Origin of the sequence: Streptomyces sp. ERV7 (assembly GCF_001653515.1) — a bacterium.
In the GTDB taxonomy this organism is placed as follows: Bacteria; Actinomycetota; Actinomycetes; order Streptomycetales; family Streptomycetaceae; genus Streptomyces.
Map to the genome: position 1 here is coordinate 53,334 of NZ_LYOY01000001.1, position 19,781 is coordinate 73,114.

Consider the following 19,781-nt stretch of genomic DNA (forward strand, 5'->3'; position numbering starts at 1 on the left):
CTGATGCCACCCCGGTCGGCGGGGTGGCATCAGCACCCGCATAGGAGTGATCCAGATCACGGCGCGTATCCGTCCGTCGAGAGCCCGGCCGGTGTACCCTCGGCGATTCCGGAACCTCAGTAGTCAAGTTTGAGGAATGTGTCATCGCCGTACACAGGCTTCCCGTGCCCACACCCTCCGAGATCGACGAACTCGCCCGCTGCCACGTGACCTTCCTGCCCGCCGACCCCGCCCGACTCGGCCGTATCGCCTTCTGGCACACCGACGGCTCCGCCCCGCACGCCTTCTCGGGCCACGCCGAGGAGCTGACCGTGGTGGGGGCGGACGTCGAGCCGTACGCGGTGCGTGCGGTTCTCCTGCCCGTACGCGCGGCGCTGCCCGTGCTGACCAGGGCGCGGCCGCGCGCCGACGCCTCGCGGGCCGCCGCCTTCTGGGGTACGGCCGCGCTGCGCGCGCTGCAACTCGCCGCGCGCGGGCTGCTGTTGCCCGGGCTCACCGCCACCGACCACGACGCGTGGCGGATCGGGCCGCTGGGCGCCGAGGAGCTGGGGAGCGTCCGTGAGCTGGCGGCCTCGATGCCGCCCGAGGCGCATGCGGTGCCGCTGGACGCCGGTGGCGAACCGTTGCTGCTGCCCGAACCCGAGGTGCTGGTACGGCAGTTCCTCGACGCGGTCGCGGACGGCCTGCCGCGCACGCCCGCCGCCGCCCTGGCGACCGGCTCCCCCGCCTTCGCGGCCGACCCGCCGCAGCGGCTGCCCGCACAGCGTCCCTGGGCCACCGAGGTGGCGGCCGGGCACGACGCGGGCGTGCGCATCTCGCTCCGCGTCGAACTGCCCGGCCTGGAGTCGGCGGGACCGGACGCGGCGGCACCGGCCTTCCGGGCCGTGCTCCAGCTGCACAGCGTGAGCGATCCCGCCCTGGTGGCGGACGCGGCCGAGGTGTGGGGCGAGGCCGGGCCCACCGCCAAGGCCTTCGGTGCGCACGCGCGGATGGACGCGCTCCTTGCGCTGCGTCGCGCCACGCGCGCGTGGGCGCCGCTCGCGCCGCTGCTGTCGGCGGCCGTGCCGGACACGATCGAGCTGGCCGACGAGGAGGTGGGCGAGCTGCTCGGCGGGGCCGCGCGCACGCTGTCCGCGATCGGCGTCCAGGTGCACTGGCCCAAGGACCTCGCGCGGAAGTTCACCACGCGCGCGGTGATCGGACCCGTACAGGACGATCCCGTACAGGACGCGGCACAGCACGGCCCGCAGAAGCTGCCGGACAGCACGGAGTCCGCCGCGCCCTCCACGCTCTCCGCGGACGCCCTGCTCGCCTTCGAGTGGTGGTTCGCGCTCGGCGACACCCGGCTCACGCGCGCGGAGCTGGACCAACTGGCCGAGGCCAGCCGCCCGGTGGTGCGGCTGCGCGACCAGTGGGTCCTGATCGACCCCGAGGAGGTCCGCCGCGCCCGCGCGGCGCAGGACCGCAAGGTGACCCCCGTCGACGCGCTCGGCGCCGTCCTGACCGGCTCGACGGAGGTCGACGGACGCCGGGTCGACGTCGAGGCCTCGGGCTGGCTCGCGGGGCTGCGCGACCGTCTCGCCGACCCCGAGGGCGCGCGTCAGCAGCCCGTGGACCAGCCCGCCGCGCTCACCGCGCGGCTGCGCGACTACCAGCTGCGCGGCCTCAACTGGCTGGCCGACATGACGTCGCTGGGCCTGGGCGGCTGTCTCGCCGACGACATGGGCCTCGGCAAGACGATCACCCTCATCGCCCTGCATCTGCACCGCCAGAGCGCCCCGGCGACCGCCGGCCCCACGCTCGTGGTCTGCCCGACGTCCCTGATGGGCAACTGGCAGCGGGAGATCGAGAAGTTCGCGCCGGGCACGCCCGTGCGCCGCTTCCACGGCTCCGCACGGCGTCTGGAGGACCTCGCGGACGGCGAGTTCGTCCTCACCACGTACGGGACGATGCGGCTCGACGCCGCCAGGCTCGGCGAGGTGGCGTGGGGCATGGTCGTCACGGACGAGGCCCAGCACATCAAGAACCCGTACTCGGCGACCGCCCGGCAGCTGCGCACCATCGACGCCCGCGCGCGCGTGGCGCTCACCGGCACACCCGTCGAGAACAACCTCTCCGAGTTGTGGGCGATCCTCGACTGGACGACGCCGGGGCTGCTCGGCCGCCTCGGCACGTTCCGTACCAGGTACGCGCAGGCCGTCGAGGGCGGCAAGGACCCGGCGGCGGCCGAGCGGCTGTCCCGTCTGGTCCGCCCGTTCCTGCTGCGGCGCCGCAAGTCCGACCCGGGCATCGCCCCCGAGCTGCCGCCGAAGACGGAGACCGACCGGGCCGTCTCGCTCACCAAGGAGCAGACGGGGCTGTACGAGGCGGTGGTGCGCGAGACCCTCGCGGAGATCTCCGGCGCCGACGGCTTCGAGCGGCGCGGGCTCGTGGTGAAGCTGCTCACCTCGCTGAAGCAGATCTGCAACCACCCGGCCCAGTACCTCAAGGAGGAGGAGCCGCGTGTCGCGGACCGCTCCGGGAAGCTGGAACTGCTGGACGAACTCCTCGACACCATCCTCTCCGAGGAGGGTTCGGTGCTGGTCTTCACCCAGTACGTGCAGATGGCGCGGCTCATCGAGCGGCATCTGGCCGCGCGCGGGGTCGCCACGCAGTTCCTGCACGGCGGTACGCCCGTGGAGCGGCGCGAGCAGATGGTGCGGCGCTTCCAGGACGGTGAGGTCCCGGTGTTCCTGCTGTCGTTGAAGGCGGCGGGCACCGGTCTCAACCTCACCCGGGCGGGCCATGTCGTGCACTACGACCGCTGGTGGAACCCGGCCGTCGAGGCGCAGGCCACCGACCGTGCGTACCGCATCGGCCAGACCCAGCCGGTGCAGGTCCACCGGCTGATCGCGGAGGGGACGATCGAGGACCGCATCGCCGAGATGCTGACGCGCAAACGGGAGCTCGCGGACGCGGTCCTCGGCACGGGCGAGTCGGCCGAGACCGCGCTGACGGAACTGTCCGACGCCGAGCTGGCGGATCTGGTGGCACTGCGAGGGAGCGGGCGATGAGCGGGTACGGGGATCCTTCGGAGGAGCGGATGTACGGGGAGGAGCACGCCGACGGCGGCGGGGCGCCCGAGGAGCGCACCTTCGCGGCGCTGCCGCCCGCGCAGGGGCGCGCTTTCGCGAGCACCTGGTGGGGCCAGGCGTGGCTCAAGGCCCTTGAGGACACGGCCCTGGACGGCCAGCAGCTGAAGACGGGCCGCCGCTACGCGCGCGAGGGCGCGGTCGGGGCGGTGTCGGTACGGCCCGGGCGGATCACCGCGGTGGTGCGCGACCGGGACGGCACGACGCATCGCAGCGACGTGCTGTGGCAGCGGCTCTCCGACGAGGGCTGGGACCGTTTCCTCGGCATGGCGGTGGAGCGGGCGGGGCACATCGCCGCACTCCTCGACCGCGACATGCCTCCGCACCTGGTGGAGGAAGCGGCGTCGGCCGGGGTCGAACTCCTGCCGGGCATAGGTGACTTGGAACCCGAGTGCACCTGTGGGGCGTGGGACCACTGCCCGCACACATCGGCGCTCTGCTACCAGGTGGCGCGGCTCCTCGACCAGGACCCGTTCGTCCTGCTGCTCATGCGCGGCCGGGGCGAGCGGGCGCTCCTTGCCGAACTGGAGGAGCGCAGTGCGGCGCCCCGGTCCGCGGAACCGGAGGTTGCGGCCGGGGTGCCGGCCGCCGAGGTCTTCGCGGCGCGGGACATCGTGCCGCCTCTGCCCGGCGCGCCCGAGGTGCCGGCCGAGGCCGGGGCGCCCCCGCACCTCGACACGGAGACGGCTCCCGAGCCGGGTGTGGATCCCACGGCGCTGGAGTTCCTGGCGGCGGACGCGGCGCGGCGGGCGCGGGAGCTGCTCACGGAGGCACTGACTCCGGGCCACGAGCTCCAGCCGATGACCAGCGATCTGACATCACATCAGGACGCGGTCCGGCTGGCCGCGGACTGTGCGGACCGGCGGATCGCGGACCGTCTCGCGGCCGGTTCCGGGCGGCGGCCGGGCGAGCTGGACCTCGCCGTACAGGCGTGGCGGTACGGGGGCGCCGCCGCCCTCTCCGTACTGGAGGAGGGGTGGACCCCCGGGCCGGAGGCGCTCGCCCGTGCCCGGGACGCGCTCGCACGGGCCTGGCAGGACGAGGACCGGCCGGTGCTGCGCGCCTCCGGGGCCGACCGCTGGACGGTGGTCGGGGGCGGCGCGCAACTGCGGCTCGGGCGGGACGGCCGGTGGTGGCCGTACCGCAAGGAGCGCGGGGCGGCCCGTGAGCCGCACGGGCCGTTCCTCCGCGGGTGCCTCGCGACGGGGGCGCCTCGCAACGGGGGCGCAACGTCGCCGCCCCTAGCCTCCGCTGCGAGTGCCGCCCAAGGGCGGGCGGCGCCGGAGGGAGGCCACGGAGATGACCCGTTACGCAGCGCCCGGCACCGAGGGCGCGATCGTCTCGTACGAGTCCCGCTACGACCACTTCATCGGCGGCGAGTACGTACCCCCGGCCGGCGGCCGGTACTTCGAGAACCCGAGCCCCGTGAACGGCCGCGCCTTCACCGAGATCGCCCGAGGCACGGCGGAGGACGTCGAGCGCGCCCTGGACGCGGCCCACGCGGCGGCGCCCGCGTGGGGCCGGACCGCCCCGACCGAGCGCGCCAACATCCTCAACAGGATCGCCGACCGGATGGAGGCGCATCTGGAGGAGCTGGCGGTCGCGGAGAGCTGGGAGAACGGCAAGCCGGTACGCGAGACGCTGGCGGCCGACATCCCGCTGGCGATCGACCACTTCCGCTACTTCGCGGGGGCGCTGCGGGCGCAGGAGGGCTCGCTGAGCCAGGTCGACGAGGACACGGTCGCGTACCACTTCCACGAGCCGCTCGGGGTCGTCGGCCAGATCATCCCGTGGAACTTCCCGATCCTGATGGCCGTGTGGAAACTGGCACCGGCGCTCGCGGCGGGCAACGCGGTGGTGCTCAAGCCGGCCGAGCAGACCCCGGCGTCGGTGCACGTATGGCTGTCCCTGGTCGCCGACCTGATCCCCCCGGGCGTGGTCAACATAGTCAACGGCTTCGGCGTGGAGGCGGGCAAGCCGCTGGCGTCGAGCCCGCGGGTGGCGAAGATCGCCTTCACCGGCGAGACGACCACGGGTCGCCTGATCATGCAGTACGCCTCCGAGAACATCCGCCCGGTGACGCTGGAACTCGGCGGCAAGTCCCCGAACATCTTCTTCGACGACGTGTGGTCGGCGGACGACGACTTCCGCGACAAGGCGCTGGAGGGCTTCACGATGTTCGCCCTCAACCAGGGCGAGGTCTGCACGTGCCCGTCCCGGGCACTGATCCAGCGCGGCCACTACGGCGAGTTCCTGGACGCGGGCATCGCCCGCACCGAGGCCATCGTGGCGGGCCACCCCCTGGACACCGACACGATGATCGGCGCCCAGGCCTCCAACGACCAGCTGCAGAAGATCCTGTCCTACCTGGACATCGGCCAGCAGGAGGGCGCGAAGATCCTGACGGGTGGTCAGCGCATCGAGTACGACGGCGAGCTTGCGGGCGGCTACTACGTCCAGCCCACGATCTTCGAGGGCGACAACCGTATGCGGATCTTCCAGGAGGAGATCTTCGGCCCGGTCGTCGCGGTGACGTCCTTCACGGACTTCGACGACGCGATCCGCACGGCGAACGACACCCTCTACGGCCTCGGCGCCGGCGTCTGGACCCGCGACGGCAGCCAGGCCTACCGCGCGGGCCGCGCGATCCAGGCGGGCCGCGTCTGGACCAACTGCTACCACGCCTACCCGGCACATGCCGCCTTCGGCGGCTACAAGCAGTCGGGGATCGGGCGGGAGAACCACAAGATGATGCTGGATCACTATCAGCAGACGAAGAACATACTCGTGTCGTACTCGGCGAAGAAGCTCGGCTTCTTCTAGGGGCACGAAAAGAGGCGCCTGACCTGGTCTTTTACCGGTCAGGCGCCTCTCGCTCAGCCCACTCAGAGCAGGGCCGGGTTTATGGCGTAACTCCCCATTCCTCCCACTGCTATCCCAGTCGCGACCAGTACTTCCGGACCAGTCACGGACCAAAACCCCGGCTCACCCAGCCGGCTGCGACCCCTGGCTGACGCGGTCCCACTCCTGCATGGACTGCTCAATCAGGCGGTTGGCCTGCTCCCGGACGCCGTCCAGGAACTTGGCGTAGTGACGGAAGAGGACCTCGATGCTCTGGCCCGCGCGGCGAGCGCATTCGGCCGGGTCCACACCGGAGTACAGCCAGAACGAGATCCCGGCGTGCCGCAGGTCGTACGGCCGCTTGGCCAGCTTGGAAGCCAGTTCCGTCCGGGTCAGCACGTCCTTCCGTGCCCGCGCCCACGTCAGGCCGTAGGCGGAAGCGTCCACGTAGTTGCCCTTCTGGTTGCGGAACAGCCGACCGTCCGGCATCACGCCGAACCGTTCGACGTGCGCCCGGAGCATGCGCACGAACTGCGGCGGGATGGGCACGGGCCGGGTTGCGGTCTCCGCGCGGCGCTTGAGCGAGTGCACCTCGTGCACGGCTCCGTCGTCCGTCCATTCCTTGCCTGCGGTGACGACGCCGCCCGACAGGTTGAGCATCCCCCATCCGGTCTCGGGCAGGTGGCACTGGTCGAGGCGGAGGTGGATGACCTCCGCCGGCCGCATCGCCGCGTAGTACATACAGCCGAAGAACGCCTCCAGATGCGGTCCGCGCCCCCGCTGCTGGGCAAGGGCCGTGAGCAGCCGAGCGACCTGGGCGGGGTTCGGCACAGCGGCCGGATCCACTTCCTCGTTGACCGCCGCAGCCTTCCACCGCAGACCGTTGAGAGGGTTCTCCGCGAAGTAACCTTTCTCCACTGCAGTGTTGAGCACTTCGTTGAACGCGGCCCGCTTGCGCCGCGCCGTCTTGGCCGCAGCCGCCTTGCCGTCCAGCTTGCGACACAGGGCATCCAGCGCCCGTCGCAGCACATCGGCCTCTGCGAGAGCGCTGACAGGCAGGGAGTTCTGCTTCATCCAGTCCAGAGCCTTGCGCCACTCCTCGGTCGGCTCTTGGGCCCACGCGTTCCTGTTGAAGGCCCACGAGTACAAGGCACGTCGCAGCACCCGTGGCTCCGGATGGGCCGCGCCAGGGTGCACGAGGGCAGGCGTGATCGTGGCGAATGCGTCGGCCAGCGTGCGGCGGGTGTTGCCCGGCGTGCGGTCCCACCGCTGGTCGAGGTATTCGTGGGCAAGGTCGTACCACGTCGTCCGCTGCTTGATGGCTCGCAGCTCGGACGCCGGCAGGCCCGTGTGTTCATCGAAAGGCTCACCGCCGCGCGCAGCCGTCACCAGCTTTGAACGCCTGCTGTCGGCGAGCCCGGCAGTCATGAATGACTCTGATTTTTCACGCCCGTTGACCGTCCACCGGACCATATACGGCTTGCGCCGGTCGAGGCGCTCGCGTATGTCCCAGAAGCGGACGTTGTAACTCATCGCCAACTATCAGAATCTCTCTCGCACATGTCCCACCAGGCATCCAGGTCGGTACGTCGACAACGGAGTTCACCATTGGGCAACTTGATCATGCGGGGGGCTTGTCCGCGAGCACGCATGCGGTAGAACGCCGAGGGGCTCATACGGATTTCCGACAGAACCTCGGCGAGCTTGAGCGCCGGAGGACGAGCCATGCGATGTCACCTTCACACTGGAGATGGTTTATGCGGAAAGACGGGAAAACGCGTATCGGCAGGACGCGACCCGTCCACGCGAACACCCTCAATGCTCTGCACGATCCCCGGTTTCGGAAACCGGGGATCGTCTGCTATATATCGCCCTGCACCGCGAATGCAGAGCCGTCGCGATCCCCCTCAGTACGGCCCTGCCAGCGCCTCCTCCGAGGAGCGCATGGTCGCGGCGGCAACCGCATTGCGGCAGATCGTCACCGCCCGGCCTGTCCCACCCTGCAGAGCCGAAGCGTCCACACGCCAAGATCCGCAAGGCCGGCCAATACGACGGGTGAATTGGCAGCTCCGTTCGCTAGGTGGGCTTCCTCCGGGGGGCTCGTGGCGAGACCTGGCAGCCGGACCAGAGACTGCCGTAGAGCCACCGAAGCAAGCACTGCCCCACCACCCGCCTCTCTGCAGCTGACCTGGTCTTCTTCCGGCAGGTTGTACGTTGACATGGTCCTCGAAGAGGCTCCAGTCCCTTGGGGGCCTTCCGCGTCTGCCGTCAGCGAATCCATCCGCCGTAGGCCGCAACGCCCCCCTGATCAGCGGCAGGCAGGTCATACGAGTCGGCGCCTCAGCAGACACGCCGGGCACCCACCTCGCGCGCGACTACCCACCCCATCACCCATGCGGGGATGGCCCCCCGATGTTGTCGTTGAGGTTCTTGAGCCAGCCCTGCTCCCCGCACCCGCGGGGGTGGTCCCCGTGTCGGAGCAGGCCGGACCGGATCGGTCCGACACGGACCCCCACGGTGCGGCAGACGGACGGGAGCCTGGGTGCGGGGAGCGCTTTATGCTGTAACCAAAAAATGGGAAGACGCGTGCGGAGGGCCACGGCCGTGACGGGCCCAGCCCCCTGGGGCACCACGGAGAGAGAGCCGACGCAAGAACGTCCGTTTTCGCACGTGGAAGACCCGCTCCTTCGCGACTCCAGAGAGGTGGGGGTCCCGTTGCTGAAACGGACGTTTTCGCAACGCTCCCCGCAAGAGCATGCGCGTCTCTCCCCCGAACGTCGCCAGCGGGCAGTGTCAGTGGCCCCTCCTACGGTGAACCCCATGACTCAGCAGCAGCCACCCACACCGGACCACTCCCCCGATCAGAGCCCGGACCCGACCGACACCCCCGTCGTCCCCATCCACCAGGACCCCGCCAGCATGGCAATACGCGCGTGGGCCGGCACCCAGGGCTACCTCGTCAACGACCGCGGCCGCATCCCCGCCTCCATCCGCGAGGAGTACGAGCAGGGCCGCCGACCCATGTGAAAACGAGCGTTTTGGCACTCCTGCAGGGGTGCCGGTGGTTCAGGGGCGGTTCCAGGCCAAGCTTGTCCTCCTGCATGACGTCGGAGCTCGCGGGCGCGGATACTGCCGCTACCTCCTGTGGGAGGCCGGGTGAACGAGCAGGGGAGTCCGGTATGGCACAACGCTCGATCCGTGTATTCGGCCAGACTGCCGTGGCTGTTGGTCTTGCCTACACCGCGCTTGTCGCAGGCGGGCCAGCTGCGCACGCCAGCGACCCCTACGACGGGATGCGCACCTTCGACATCTCCGTGAGTGGAGCCCGCTACAAGGGCGCTATCGCCTGGGCCGTCAGCAGTTACTCGCCGCCGCAGACGACCGCGAAGGTCTTCAACGCGGTGGTGTCGGACACTGCGCCCGACGACTACCGGGCTGTGGCCTACGTGCACTGGGAGAACGTCCCCCACGAGTACCACTGCCTTCCCAACACTGATCCGCCGATCTGCGGGTGGGAAGACGGCACCCGCGAGAAGGCCGATGTGCAGATCACCTCGGCCACCCCCAACGGGGTTTCCTCCTCGGCGAACTGGGGCCCCAAGACGGTGACGGGCCGTTGGGAGAACATCCGGGTCCAAGTGTGCACAGAGCAGTGGCGATACACACCGCACCGGATCATCGCCTGTTCCGGCTGGAAGTAACACGTCCACCTGCCCGTGCACTCCACGGAGCTATCGTCAAGACCTGTGGATCACCGATCAGAACCAGTTGATCGTGTCCTTCAGGAGACGGGCGATCTTCGCGCGGATTGTCGCGTTCGCCCGCCAGGCTTCTTCGGTTTGAACGCTGGCGATGGTGACCCCGGCCCGGCCGGCCGGGTTGTGCACCGGTGTCATGCGGCCGTTGGCGATCAGCATCCCGAGGCGGGCCAGCGAGACGCCCAGTCGGCGGGCGGCATCCGGCTGGGACATCCAGGCGTTGTCCTCGACCGTGTCGACCTTGAGCAGGGTGTAGCCGCGGTGGCGCCGCGGCCCTGACCACCCTCGTCGGCTGTGGTGGCTCATCACGCTGCCGCCGCCTTCGGCCGCTCGACCAGCTGGCCGCGTTCGAAGCGGGCGCCGTTGCGGACGAGGGCGACGAGGTGGGGTGCGGTGATCGCGCGCCAGCGGGCCTGGGCGGACTCGACGAGCTTAAACACCATCGCCAGGGCCGCGGCTGGGCTGCCGGCGCCGCGGGTGACCTTGGTCCGCAGCTTTACCGTGCTGAAGGTCGACTCGATCGGATTTGTCGTGCGCAGGTGGACCCAGTGCTCGGCCGGGAAGCCGTAGAACGCCAGGAGTTCATCGACGTCGTTGGTGATCTTCGTGACGGCCTTGGGCCACTTCGCGCCGTAGGCGCGCCCGAAGTCCTTCACCGCCTTCTCGGCGTGGTCGCGATCCTCGGCGTTGTAGATTTCCTGGAGGGCCTTCTTCGCGCCGGGCTGCGCGGACTTCGGTAGCGCGTTCATGACATTGCGGACCTTGTGAACCCAGCACCTCTGGTGCCTGGCCTGCGGAAACACCTCGGCCAGGGCCTTCCAGAGCCCCATGGCGCCATCGCCGACGACCAGCTCGGGATCCGTCATGCCGCGCCGGCGGCAGTCCCGCAGCAAGTCGGCCCAGGACTCGGTCGACTCGCGCAGGCCCTCGGCGAGCGCGATGAGTTCCTCGCGGCCGTCCGTGCGCACGCCCATGAGGACCAGGACGCAGGAGTGGGCCTGGCCGAGGCGGACCTTGGGGTGGACACCGTCGGCCCACACGGAGACGTAGTCGCTGCCGGACAGTGCGCGGTCCTGGAAGGCGGCGTGGTCGTCCTGCCACTGCTTGGTCAGCCGCGTCACGGTGGCTGGAGAAAGTCCGGCCGAGGAGCCGAGGAACTGTTCCATCGCGGGCACGAAGTCACCGCAGGACAGTCCGTGCAGAGAGAGCAGGGGCAGGACCTCGCTGATCTTCGGGGACTTCCGGCACCAAGGAGCGAGGATCCGCGACGAGAACCGCCTGCGCTCGCCCGTCTCGGTGTCGACGCGCTTGTCGTTCACCCGCGGCGCTTTCACCGGGATCGGCCCGGCGGCCGTCGCGACGGTGCGCTCGCGGTGGTGGCCGTTGCCGACCACGAGGCGACGACCGGACTCGTCGCGATGGTCGGCCAACTCGGCTATGTCCTGGTTGACTTCAGCCTCCAGGGCGGCGGCGAGCATCCGCCTCGCGCCCTCGCGGACGATCTCGTCCATAAAGGAGCCGCTCTCGGTGGTTCCATCGGCGTTGACTACGCTGAGCACGGGCACGCCTTCCCGGCCCACGCTGCAACGCGGGCCTACTCGGTGACCAACAATCGATCACTCGGGAAGGTACGCCCTTCGCGTCCCGCGAGGCGCCCTCCCCGAGGCCGATCCACAGGTCCTGAGCATTGCTCGCAGGTGGGCCAGCTGCTCGCAGAGAGAGGCCGACCACTGGGCCTGCGGGCTCCGGGCACGTCTTCCATCCGAGCATCGTGCACTCGTCCTCGAACAACCTGTCGGCAAACCGTCGCGCCCTTCTGCTCATCACATACAACAGGGTCGACAACACGGCCCCGAGCACAACTCGGCCCGACTTCCTGGTTAGCAGGGACACCAACCCGGTGCGACCGGTGGTCGACAGCCGGCTGGAGTTCGAAATCTGACGGTGCGCGCGTAACTGGGCCAAGTCAGATCTCTGCCGCAGGAGCGCGGACCAGCAGCCCAGGACCATCACCTCCCTGGTCCAAGCAGGCGGGACTGTCCTGAAGTTGGTTCTTCAATGATTTCGTAGGCGTTGATCGTGCCGGTGTCAGTTGAGCAGGATGGGCTGGCGCAGGAGGCGGTGCCGCCGGCCCGGCTGTAGAGCAACCGCGTGATGATCTTGATCTTCGTGTTGGTGCCTCCGTTGCGGCCTTCGTGCCGGAGCAGGGCCACGGCCGCGCCACAGGTCCGGGCGATCCAGTCGGTCAGCTCGGTGGCGATACTCTCGGCCGGGATCAACTAGTGGGTGTCTGAGAAGCCTCGTTCAGGCGCCTCTCGCGGTGCGGTGCAACAAGAGCATGACGGTGGCCAGGTAGATCGCGTTCTCCTGGCTGACCGCCAGATACTCGTAGTCCTTGGAGATCCTGCGATAGCGGCCCAGCCAGACGAAACTCCGCTCAATTCACCCAGCAGCGTGGGACCACCGCGAACATCGCCACCTCGCGCGGTGGCGCGGCCTTGGCCCACGTCCCGCGAATACCACCGTCCCTGCGCTGAACCTTGGCCGGTCATCGTCGGTCCGTCCCCAACAGCTGCAAGGACGCCGAGGCCTCCCTCACCGGCCCGCACCCGGACTGTCCACCAGCCGTACTGCACGGCACTGGTACAGGCCACACTTTCTGAACCAGTTCCCCGGCGCCACACCCGGACGGTGGGCGTAAGCCCCAGCTCGGGCCGCCACAGCTGCACTTCCACCAGCCCCACACCAAGACGGTGGGGGAATCCACGGCTACCACCATCGTGTCCACGCACCGCCTTGTGTGGGCGGCGGCTGCAGCCACGGGAGGAAATCCATCACGAGGCCCAACCCGAGGACCGACCCGTCTTGCGCAGGACGCAGAGCTCTCCGTCGTTCGGGTCGCCTACGGAGGTCCACAGCAACGGGGCCTCGGGAGTACCCCGGGCACGGTAGCCGGCCGATGTGCCGTCACGGGTGAAGCGGAGCTCGATGCGCGTCTCCGCCCGGTCCCGTCCACCGTCCCGGCCCGCTCGCCGACTCCAGGTCCCGGCTCCGGACTGCCGCGTGATGTCGGTCCAGCGGCTGCGCGCATCGTCGGCCGGGGCAGAGAAATCCCCGCAGGCGTTCCGGCTGACGAACGTCCCGTCCGCGGCGAGCTCCAGGCTGCCCCCGCTCTCGTCCTGCCACACGCCGGTAGCCTGGGACGTGGTCAGGGAGAGCGGTTCGCCGTCCGGTTCGGGAGGCGGGACCAGCGACCGACCGGCGAGCAGCAGCATGAGTGCCGCGAACACCGCGAGCGCGGCGGCGCCCACGCCGAGGACCGCCCGCAGGACACCCAGGCCGAAGACCACGGCATCCCCGCCGCACGAACATGGACTCCGACCGCCCCGAACCGGCGCCACGCCCGCCGAGCCGCTTCTCCGCCACATCCGTCCCCCCTTGGGCCCACATACCGACAGCACCAATTGAACACGTTCAACTGAACGCGTTCAAGTCGGATGGGATGACGGAACACCGGCTCCGCTGCCCGGTCCCCGAGCAGGTGTGTGTCCTGCCTCTGCGATGCGCAGGGAGACCCGCTTTTCCGTAGGCCTGTGCGGCACCGTCCCGTTCGTGTACAGGCAAGTTCTGGGGAGTTCCGGTCCTCTGCAGGTACGGCGGTCAGGGTGCTTCTACGGAGGTTCGTACGGGCACGCCGACCGCAGCTGGACATGCTCTCCCGGGCCCCAGAAGGGGGGCCGGTCACCGGGATATCTCCGTTCGCGCTTGCATCACCAGATTGCTGACAGGCACCGGCCCGCCGGAACGTCCTCTCACCGCCCCCAGACCGAACTTTCACCGAACTTAAGCGCCCTACCAGGCCGTTCACGGATGAGGGGCGCGATGGAGGTGGCACGCTGACTGCATGGCAGAACTGAACGGAGTGCCGGTCGAGCCGGCCCAGCTCCAGAACCTGGCCCTGACCAACTACGGTCACTTCACGTCCATGCGGGTCGAGGCGGGGCGCGTACGCGGTCTGTCCCTGCACTTGGAGCGGCTGCGGCGCGACTGCCGAAAGCTCTTCGGCGCCGACTTGGACCCGCAGCGCGTGCGCGAGCTGGCCCGCCGGGCGGCTCCCGCCACCGGATCCACCACGGTCCGCGTCACCGTCTTCGACCCCCGCCTCGACCTCGGGCATCCGAGCGAGGCCAACGACCCGCACGTCCTGATGACCTCCCGCCCGGCGGGCAACCTCCCGCTCCCGCCGATCAAGGTGAAGTCCACGACCTACGTACGCGACCTGCCCAGCGTCAAGAGCGTCGGCCTCTTCGCGAGCCTCCACCACCGGCGCCAGACACAGCTGCACGGGTTCGACGACGCCCTCTTCGCCGACCAGGAGCAGGTGATCTCGGAGGGAGGCACCTGGAACATCGGCTTCTTCGACGGCAGCCGGGTGATCTGGCCGAACGCCGACTGCCTCGTCGGCGTGACGATGGAGCTCGTGAAGCGAGCCCACGACCACGACACGCGGACCGTCCGGCTGACCGACCTGCCGGACATGCGGGCCGCCTTCGCCACCAACGCGGCGGTCGGTGTCCGCTCGATCAGCGCCATCGACGGAACCCCGCTGCCTGAATCCCACGCGATCATCGACACGCTCCGCAAGGAGTACATGGAGATCGAAGGCGACTTGTTGTAACGCTCCGAAGCCGTACTTCCGCTGACGGGTCTGTCCGAAGAGTCGGCAGGGTGGGCCAGTCGCTCGCGTCCAAGAGCCGCGATCCCCCGCGTGCTCGGTGCGTGAGGGACCGGGTAGATCCGGGTGCGCTGCACCGGGGCAGTGGGGAGAGTGGTTGCCATGGACATCATGGATCCAGTGGAGGCGGCGCACGCAGTAGTGGCCGAGCGCCATCCGGAGGCGCGAGCCGCGTTCCTGGGCGGCAGTGTTTTGACCGCGCACCGTACGGCGTTCTCGGACCTCGACATTGTGGTGCTGCCGGAGGAAGGCGCGGCCCCCTACCGGGAGGGCCTTCGGTGTGCCGGCTGGCCGGTGGAGCTGTTCGTGCATACGGAGGCGAGTTGGAGCGGATACGTGGAGCGGGAGATCGCCATGCGGCGGTCGCCGCTGCTGTTCATGTGCGCAACAGGGATGCTGCTCTTCGACCATGACGGGCTCGGCGCCCAGCTCCAGGCGCAGGCCAAGATCCTCGTGGATGCCGGCCCCCCAGCCCTGCCCGCCGACGAGCTGAACGGTCGGCGCTACGCCCTGACCGATCTCCTCGATGATCTCGCGGGATGCGCTCAGGCCGGTGAACGGCTCTGCCTGGTCACCGAGGTTGCGCAGCGGACGGGGGAGCTCGTCCTGTTGCTGGACGGGGCGTGGCTGGGTGGCGGGAAGTGGCTGGCATGCAGGGTGTCAGCCACACGGCCCGGTTTTATGGAACGGTTGGATGCCGCGGTGCGCGTCGCGCTGGCAGGCAGCAGCGGTGAACTCACCACCCTGGTTGATGAGGTACTGGCACCAGTCGGCGGCCGGTTGTGGGAGGGACACCGCCAAGACGGCGTATGGCCGCCCCGGCGGGCCGCAGTCGAGGGCAAGGAGTGATCAGCAACGGGTCGGGCTCCAGCCCGCTGGCAATGCCCTCCCTCAGGAGACTGCGCTCCTTGGTCGCCGCCCGGAAGATCACGTCAGGCAGTCTCCCGCCGGAGCTTCGCCCCCGTGAAGACGGACGCGGTGGGCGGGCGGGGCTGGCCGAGTGCTGATGGTGGTGCTCGGCCTGGACTCGATCCGCGAGGCCACACTCCTCTTCCACGGACCCAACCATCACCCCGTAAACAGCAACGCCCGGGGGCGCCCGCCGAACTGGTGACACCCCCGGCCAGGACCCTCTGGGATGAGGGTTCGTATGCGGTATCAGACCGCCTTCCACTGGGCGGTGTCGTCGTGGTGCTGCAGTGTGTTGATGCGGTGCGCGAGCTGTTCTTCGGCCTGTTTGTCGCCGCGGTCTGCGCGCCGGATGTAGGAGCTGAGGGTGTGCAGGTCGCGGATGTGGCGCAGGACCGTAAGGCCGGGCCAGTGTCGGATGTCGTAGCCGTAGTGGTCGCTGAAGGTATCGAGCTCCTTTTCGGTGCGGCCGAAGCGGACGCCTTGGAAGGTGTTGGCGAGGTCGATTTCGCGGGGGCCGGTGGCGGCTTCATCCCAGTCGCCGATACGAACGTTTGCCCCATCCCAGAGAGTGTTGCCGGGGTAGGCGTCTCCGTGGATAAGGCCGTATCCCAGGGGAAAGTCCAGGGCGCTGTACGCGTCAAGGACTTCCTGGACTCGCCCGTGCAGCCAGTCATGCCGGTCGGGGTCGAGGGTGTGGCTGGTTTCCAGCAGGCGGGTGAGAGAGGTGAGTGGTTGGTACTCGGGCAGTGCCAACGGGGGGTACGGGAGGCTGTGCAGGCGCCGCAGGAGCGCGCCGAGGTGGCTGGTGGGCGGGGTGGCCCGGGCGGCGGGACCCGCGTCTACCCGGGCTGCCGCGACCGCAGTCTGCCGACCGCGTCGATCCCCGTGGAGCTGCCCGGCGTCATGTACTTCGCCACCCGGTCACCGGTCTGGGGCGGCGGGCGGGCCTTCTACGACCCCGACGCCGAAGGGCGCGTGCTGGCGCGGGCCCATCTGGTGTCGGCCTCCCAGTTCGCCGACATCGCCGCGCAGGAGATGTACCGGGAGCCGGGCACCGACCTCGATCTGACCGAGGTGCTGGCACGGGGGCGGACGGCGCTCGGCGACGGCCGCTACGAGACCCTCGTCTGCGCGGGGTGGGTCGACGGCCTTCCCCTGCTCACGTTCACCGCTCCCTGGAAGGTGGACGAGGTTCCCCCGACGACGCCTTCCGCCGCGTACGTACGCCATCTGGCCTCGGGTCTGCTGGAGGCGGGGGCGTGGGACGCCGACGCGGTGGCCGCGTATGTGGCGTCCCGGCCGGGAGCGCGTCTCCACTGGTCCGAGCAGGCGGTGCGGGAACTGCTGACGCCGTGACCGGCGGTCGCGCGCTAGGAACGGCCGCGGGGCTTGCCGCGCTTGGCGCCGCCCTTCGAGCCGCCCTTGGAACCACCCGAGCCGGAACCCGCCCTCGGGTTCTTGGCCGCCGGCTTACCCGCGGCGGGCTTGCGGCGGGCGCCCGAGGCGTCGGGCCGCTTGGCCTTCGGCTCGGACTTGGTCTTGGTCGGGGTCTGGGCACGGCCCCGGGAGCTGTTGACGGTCCGGCCGCGGACGATCCCGATGAAGTCCTCGACCAGGTCGGTGGTCTTGTCCTCCGGCCACGACAGGGCGACTCGCGACTCCGGGGTGCCCGTGAGCGTCCGGTAGGTGAGGTCCTTGCGGTGGTGCAGCCGGGCCAGCGACTGCGGGACGACCAGCAGGCCGATGCCCGCCGCCACCAGCTCGACGGCGTCCGCCGTGGTGGCGGGGCGCTCGAAGGCGGGCTGTCCCGGCGGGCGCTCCCAGCCGAGGGTGTCATCCAGGGGATGCAGCACGATCTCGTCGGCGAGGTCCTCGGCGGACACCTCTTCGACGGCCGCGATCACATGGTCCTTCGGGACCACGACCACGGTCGTCTCCGTGTACAGCGGGATGGCGCTGAGGTCCGTCCGGTCCACCGGCAGCCGGACGAAACCGGCGTCGGCGTCGCCGCCGCGCAGCACGTCGAACACCTCGGCGGTCGATACCGCGACCAGGGTCAGGGGGATGTCGGGCAGCCGCTCGTTCCAGATCCGCACCCACTTGGTGGGTGTCACGCCCGGGACGTAGGCGAGCCGGAACGAGGGGGTTGCTTCCGAGCCTGTCACTCCGCCAGGTTACCGGTGATGGTCGGAGGTGGCGCACACGCTCGATACTCTTGACACCATGACGTCGCACCAGACCGCCCAGACCATGAAGCCCGCGACCGCGGCGAAGAAGCTGGGTGTGTACCTCGAGGCCACCCCCGCAGAGTTCCAGGAGGGTGTCGTCTCGCGCACCGAGCTGAACACGCTCCAGGCCGACCCGCCCGAGTGGCTCCAGGAGCTGCGCCGCAACGGCCCGCACCCCCGGCCGGTGGTCGCGGCCAAGCTGGGCATCTCCATCGCGGGCCTCGCCCGGGGCGGCGTCACGGAGGCGCTGACCACCGAGCAGATCGACGCCCTGAAGCAGGAGAACCCGGAGTGGCTGCAGAAGGAGCGCGCCACCCAGGCCGATGTGCGCAAGGAGGCGGTGCGCATCAAGGAGAAGAACGCGCAGCGCGCCGAGGAGTCCAAGGACAAGCGTTCCTGACCTCCCTCACGGGCTTCGCCGTCCCGACCCGCGCCCCGGGCCGTGGACGCCGCCGGTGAGCTGCCGGTGATCTTCGCCACGGCGAGGGTCACCGGCTTCGCCGTGTCCGGGGGCGGTTCGCGAGGCGTCAGGCCGAGGCGAGGCCCTGCTCCAGCTGTGCCAGTTCCTCCGCCTCCACGGTGATCCCGAACTCCTCCGCGAGGACCCGGCCCAGCTCGGCCGGTTCGATCTTGCGCTCGGTGGCGGAGCCGTCCGGGCGGAACGACCGCCAGGTGGTCCCGTCCAGCTGGTGGTGGTGGGTGGCGGTGAACTTCTGGGTGAACAGCCGGCCGGTGAAGGGCGAGCGGCTGTGGGTGCTCACGAAGTGGCTGCCCACCGCGTAGTCGATGCGGTACTGCGGGGTGAGGGTGAAGGTGTGCCGGTGGGCCCAGCCGTCCTGGCCGTACTGGTAGAGCCACCACTGGTCGACGCCGAGCGAGCTCTCCCCCCGGACCATCCGGAACTTCCAGCCTTCGAGGTCCGCCTCGACCCCGTCGGCGATCTCGATGGGCGCGAGCGGCCCGCTGCCGAAGCCCACGTCGCACAGCCACAGCCGGTCGTCGTCGTCCGGCCGCACCGCGAGCAGGGCGTGGGTGGCGGGGAGGATCTTCTCGCTGCCGAGCGTGACACGCCCGATGACCGCGGTGAACTCGAAGCCCAGGTGTTCCAGCACGCCGGCGAACAGCACGACGTGCTCGTAGCAGTAACCGCCCCGGCCGCCCCGTACGAGTCTCTCCTGAACCGTCTCCAGCTCCAGCGCGACCGGCTTGCCCAGCACCGGGTTGACGTTCTCGAACGGAATCGAGGTCACATGGGCCCGCTGCAGGGCGCGCAGCACCTCCAGTGTCGGGGTGCGCTCCCCCTCGTACCCGATACGGGCCAGATAGGCGTCCAGGTCCAACTGGTCGCCGGACCACCCGCGTCCATTCGCTGCCTCTGCCATGGCTCATCCTCTTCCGGACCCCGCGCCGGTGTATCCGTACGCCGTCGGGTCACACCGCGTCTGCTTCACCATCAACCGCTGTGATGTCGACCCTATGCCCGCGCGATACGAGAAAACCTCTGCTCAAGGGCGGTGCCGGGGTCACCTTTTGGTCCTAGGACCACAGGCGCAGGGCGCGATTCCCCGTGCGAGGGCCGCCGCCAGGCCCTAGCGTGGTACCCGTGACCACCCTCACCAGTTCCGATCTCCTCGTCGACGCGTTCGGCAGGATCCGCGAGAGCGTCGCGGACGCCGTCGAAGGCCTGAGCGGCGAGGAGTTGGCGTTCCGCGTCGACGACTCGGCCAACTCCCTCGCCTGGCTGGTCTGGCATCTGACCAGGATTCAGGACGACCACATCGCGGATGCCGCCGGACTGGAGCAGGTGTGGACCGGTCAGGGCTGGGCCGAGCGGTTCGGGCTGCCGCTGGCCGGGTCGGACACCGGTTACGGCCACACCTCCGCCCAGGTCGCCTCGGTCAGCGCCACCGCCGAGCAGCTGGCCGGGTATCACGACGCCGTCCACGCGCAGACCGTCGGCTATCTGGCGGGGCTCGACGGCAAGGCGCTCACCCGGGTCGTCGACACCTCGTGGGACCCGCCGGTCACTCTGGGGGTCCGGCTGATCAGCGTGGTCTCGGACAACCTCCAGCACGCCGGCCAGGCCGCGTTCGTCCGGGGCATCCTCTCGCGCCGCTGACCGGCCCCCGGCGGACGCCCTGGCGTACGACCGGCACGGCGGGCAGGGCGCCCGGCC

Annotated in this window: 17 protein-coding genes and 2 pseudogenes; 10 read left to right on the top strand and 9 right to left on the bottom strand. The window is 70.0% G+C overall.

Annotated features, from left to right (window positions below; translation table 11 throughout):
- Nucleotides 1–164: 164 nt before the first annotated feature.
- The 3 genes and pseudogenes from A8W25_RS00255 (at nt 165) to A8W25_RS00265 (ending at nt 5,954) form a co-directional block, all read left to right on the top strand.
- Nucleotides 165–3,053: a DEAD/DEAH box helicase gene (locus A8W25_RS00255; RefSeq protein ID WP_107470576.1), complete on the top strand. Its 2,889-nt coding sequence runs from the start codon at nt 165–167 to the stop codon at nt 3,051–3,053.
- Between the two features lie 29 nt (nt 3,054–3,082).
- Nucleotides 3,083–4,288, top strand: a pseudogene (locus A8W25_RS34605) (SWF or SNF family helicase); the annotation flags it as partial.
- 142 nt (nt 4,289–4,430) lie between these two features.
- Complete coding sequence (locus tag A8W25_RS00265; protein ID WP_067153850.1) at nt 4,431–5,954, top strand: aldehyde dehydrogenase family protein; 1,524 nt, start codon at nt 4,431–4,433, stop codon at nt 5,952–5,954.
- A gap of 162 nt (nt 5,955–6,116) precedes the next feature.
- On the opposite strand, the gene A8W25_RS00270 is transcribed toward A8W25_RS00265, so the two are convergent.
- Together A8W25_RS00270 and A8W25_RS34610 are read right to left on the bottom strand one after the other, a co-directional pair.
- The gene (locus tag A8W25_RS00270; protein ID WP_067153852.1) at nt 6,117–7,505 is read right to left on the bottom strand and encodes a tyrosine-type recombinase/integrase; all 1,389 of its coding nucleotides are present in this window, start codon (nt 7,503–7,505) and stop codon (nt 6,117–6,119) included.
- Nucleotides 7,502–7,699 carry a helix-turn-helix transcriptional regulator gene (locus A8W25_RS34610; protein WP_079125705.1) on the bottom strand — a complete coding sequence of 66 codons (198 nt, stop codon included), beginning with the start codon at nt 7,697–7,699 and terminating at the stop codon, nt 7,502–7,504. Before A8W25_RS34610 ends, A8W25_RS00270 begins: the two co-directional genes overlap by 4 nt.
- Before the next feature lie 1,174 nt (nt 7,700–8,873).
- Here A8W25_RS34610 and A8W25_RS34615 point away from each other — a divergent pair.
- A pseudogene (locus A8W25_RS34615) lies at nt 8,874–8,999 on the top strand (Lsr2 family DNA-binding protein); the annotation flags it as partial.
- Nucleotides 9,000–9,151: 152 nt separating this feature from the next.
- A complete protein-coding gene (locus tag A8W25_RS00280) occupies nt 9,152–9,673 on the top strand; it encodes a hypothetical protein (RefSeq protein ID WP_158942323.1) in 522 nt (173 codons plus the stop codon).
- Nucleotides 9,674–9,730: 57 nt separating this feature from the next.
- On the opposite strand, the gene A8W25_RS00285 is transcribed toward A8W25_RS00280, so the two are convergent.
- The 4 genes from A8W25_RS00285 to A8W25_RS00295 form a co-directional block, all read right to left on the bottom strand.
- Nucleotides 9,731–10,036 (bottom strand): DNA-binding protein, encoded by a 306-nt coding sequence (locus A8W25_RS00285; protein WP_067153868.1) that lies wholly within the window; start codon nt 10,034–10,036, stop codon nt 9,731–9,733.
- The gene (locus A8W25_RS00290; RefSeq protein WP_107470578.1) at nt 10,036–11,289 is read right to left on the bottom strand and encodes an IS256 family transposase; all 1,254 of its coding nucleotides are present in this window, start codon (nt 11,287–11,289) and stop codon (nt 10,036–10,038) included. The genes A8W25_RS00285 and A8W25_RS00290 overlap by 1 nt, the downstream gene beginning before the upstream one ends.
- Nucleotides 11,290–11,739: 450 nt before the next feature.
- Nucleotides 11,740–12,009: a hypothetical protein gene (locus tag A8W25_RS33765; RefSeq protein ID WP_158942325.1), complete on the bottom strand. Its 270-nt coding sequence runs from the start codon at nt 12,007–12,009 to the stop codon at nt 11,740–11,742.
- A gap of 555 nt (nt 12,010–12,564) precedes the next feature.
- The gene (locus A8W25_RS00295; protein WP_079125708.1) at nt 12,565–13,080 is read right to left on the bottom strand and encodes a hypothetical protein; all 516 of its coding nucleotides are present in this window, start codon (nt 13,078–13,080) and stop codon (nt 12,565–12,567) included.
- A 554-nt stretch (nt 13,081–13,634) separates the two neighbouring features.
- Between A8W25_RS00295 and A8W25_RS00300 the strand changes: the two genes are divergently transcribed.
- Nucleotides 13,635–14,408: an aminotransferase class IV family protein gene (locus tag A8W25_RS00300; protein ID WP_067153870.1), complete on the top strand. Its 774-nt coding sequence runs from the start codon at nt 13,635–13,637 to the stop codon at nt 14,406–14,408.
- A 168-nt stretch (nt 14,409–14,576) separates the two neighbouring features.
- Nucleotides 14,577–15,314: a nucleotidyltransferase domain-containing protein gene (locus tag A8W25_RS00305; protein ID WP_067156477.1), complete on the top strand. Its 738-nt coding sequence runs from the start codon at nt 14,577–14,579 to the stop codon at nt 15,312–15,314.
- A gap of 309 nt (nt 15,315–15,623) precedes the next feature.
- Here the strand turns inward: A8W25_RS00305 and A8W25_RS00310 are convergent, their stop codons facing one another.
- Nucleotides 15,624–16,130, bottom strand: a complete 507-nt coding sequence (locus A8W25_RS00310) for a phosphotransferase family protein (RefSeq protein ID WP_067153872.1) — start codon at nt 16,128–16,130, stop codon at nt 15,624–15,626.
- 45 nt (nt 16,131–16,175) lie between these two features.
- On the opposite strand from A8W25_RS00310, the gene A8W25_RS00315 reads away from it, so the two are divergent.
- On the top strand, nt 16,176–16,733 hold the full coding sequence (locus A8W25_RS00315; RefSeq protein WP_234386030.1) for a histone deacetylase: 558 nt from the start codon (nt 16,176–16,178) through the stop codon (nt 16,731–16,733).
- Nucleotides 16,734–16,747: 14 nt separating this feature from the next.
- Here A8W25_RS00315 and A8W25_RS00320 read toward each other — a convergent pair whose 3' ends face one another.
- Nucleotides 16,748–17,542, bottom strand: a complete 795-nt coding sequence (locus A8W25_RS00320; RefSeq protein WP_067153878.1) for a LysR family substrate-binding domain-containing protein — start codon at nt 17,540–17,542, stop codon at nt 16,748–16,750.
- Between the two features lie 58 nt (nt 17,543–17,600).
- Between A8W25_RS00320 and A8W25_RS00325 the strand changes: the two genes are divergently transcribed.
- A complete protein-coding gene (locus A8W25_RS00325; protein ID WP_067153881.1) occupies nt 17,601–18,005 on the top strand; it encodes a DUF5997 family protein in 405 nt (134 codons plus the stop codon).
- 127 nt (nt 18,006–18,132) lie between these two features.
- Here A8W25_RS00325 and A8W25_RS00330 read toward each other — a convergent pair whose 3' ends face one another.
- Nucleotides 18,133–18,987 (bottom strand): arylamine N-acetyltransferase family protein, encoded by an 855-nt coding sequence (locus tag A8W25_RS00330; RefSeq protein WP_067153883.1) that lies wholly within the window; start codon nt 18,985–18,987, stop codon nt 18,133–18,135.
- A gap of 221 nt (nt 18,988–19,208) precedes the next feature.
- Here A8W25_RS00330 and A8W25_RS00335 point away from each other — a divergent pair, with 221 nt between their 5' ends.
- Nucleotides 19,209–19,724 (top strand): mycothiol transferase, encoded by a 516-nt coding sequence (locus A8W25_RS00335; protein ID WP_067153886.1) that lies wholly within the window; start codon nt 19,209–19,211, stop codon nt 19,722–19,724.
- Nucleotides 19,725–19,781: the final 57 nt, after the last annotated feature.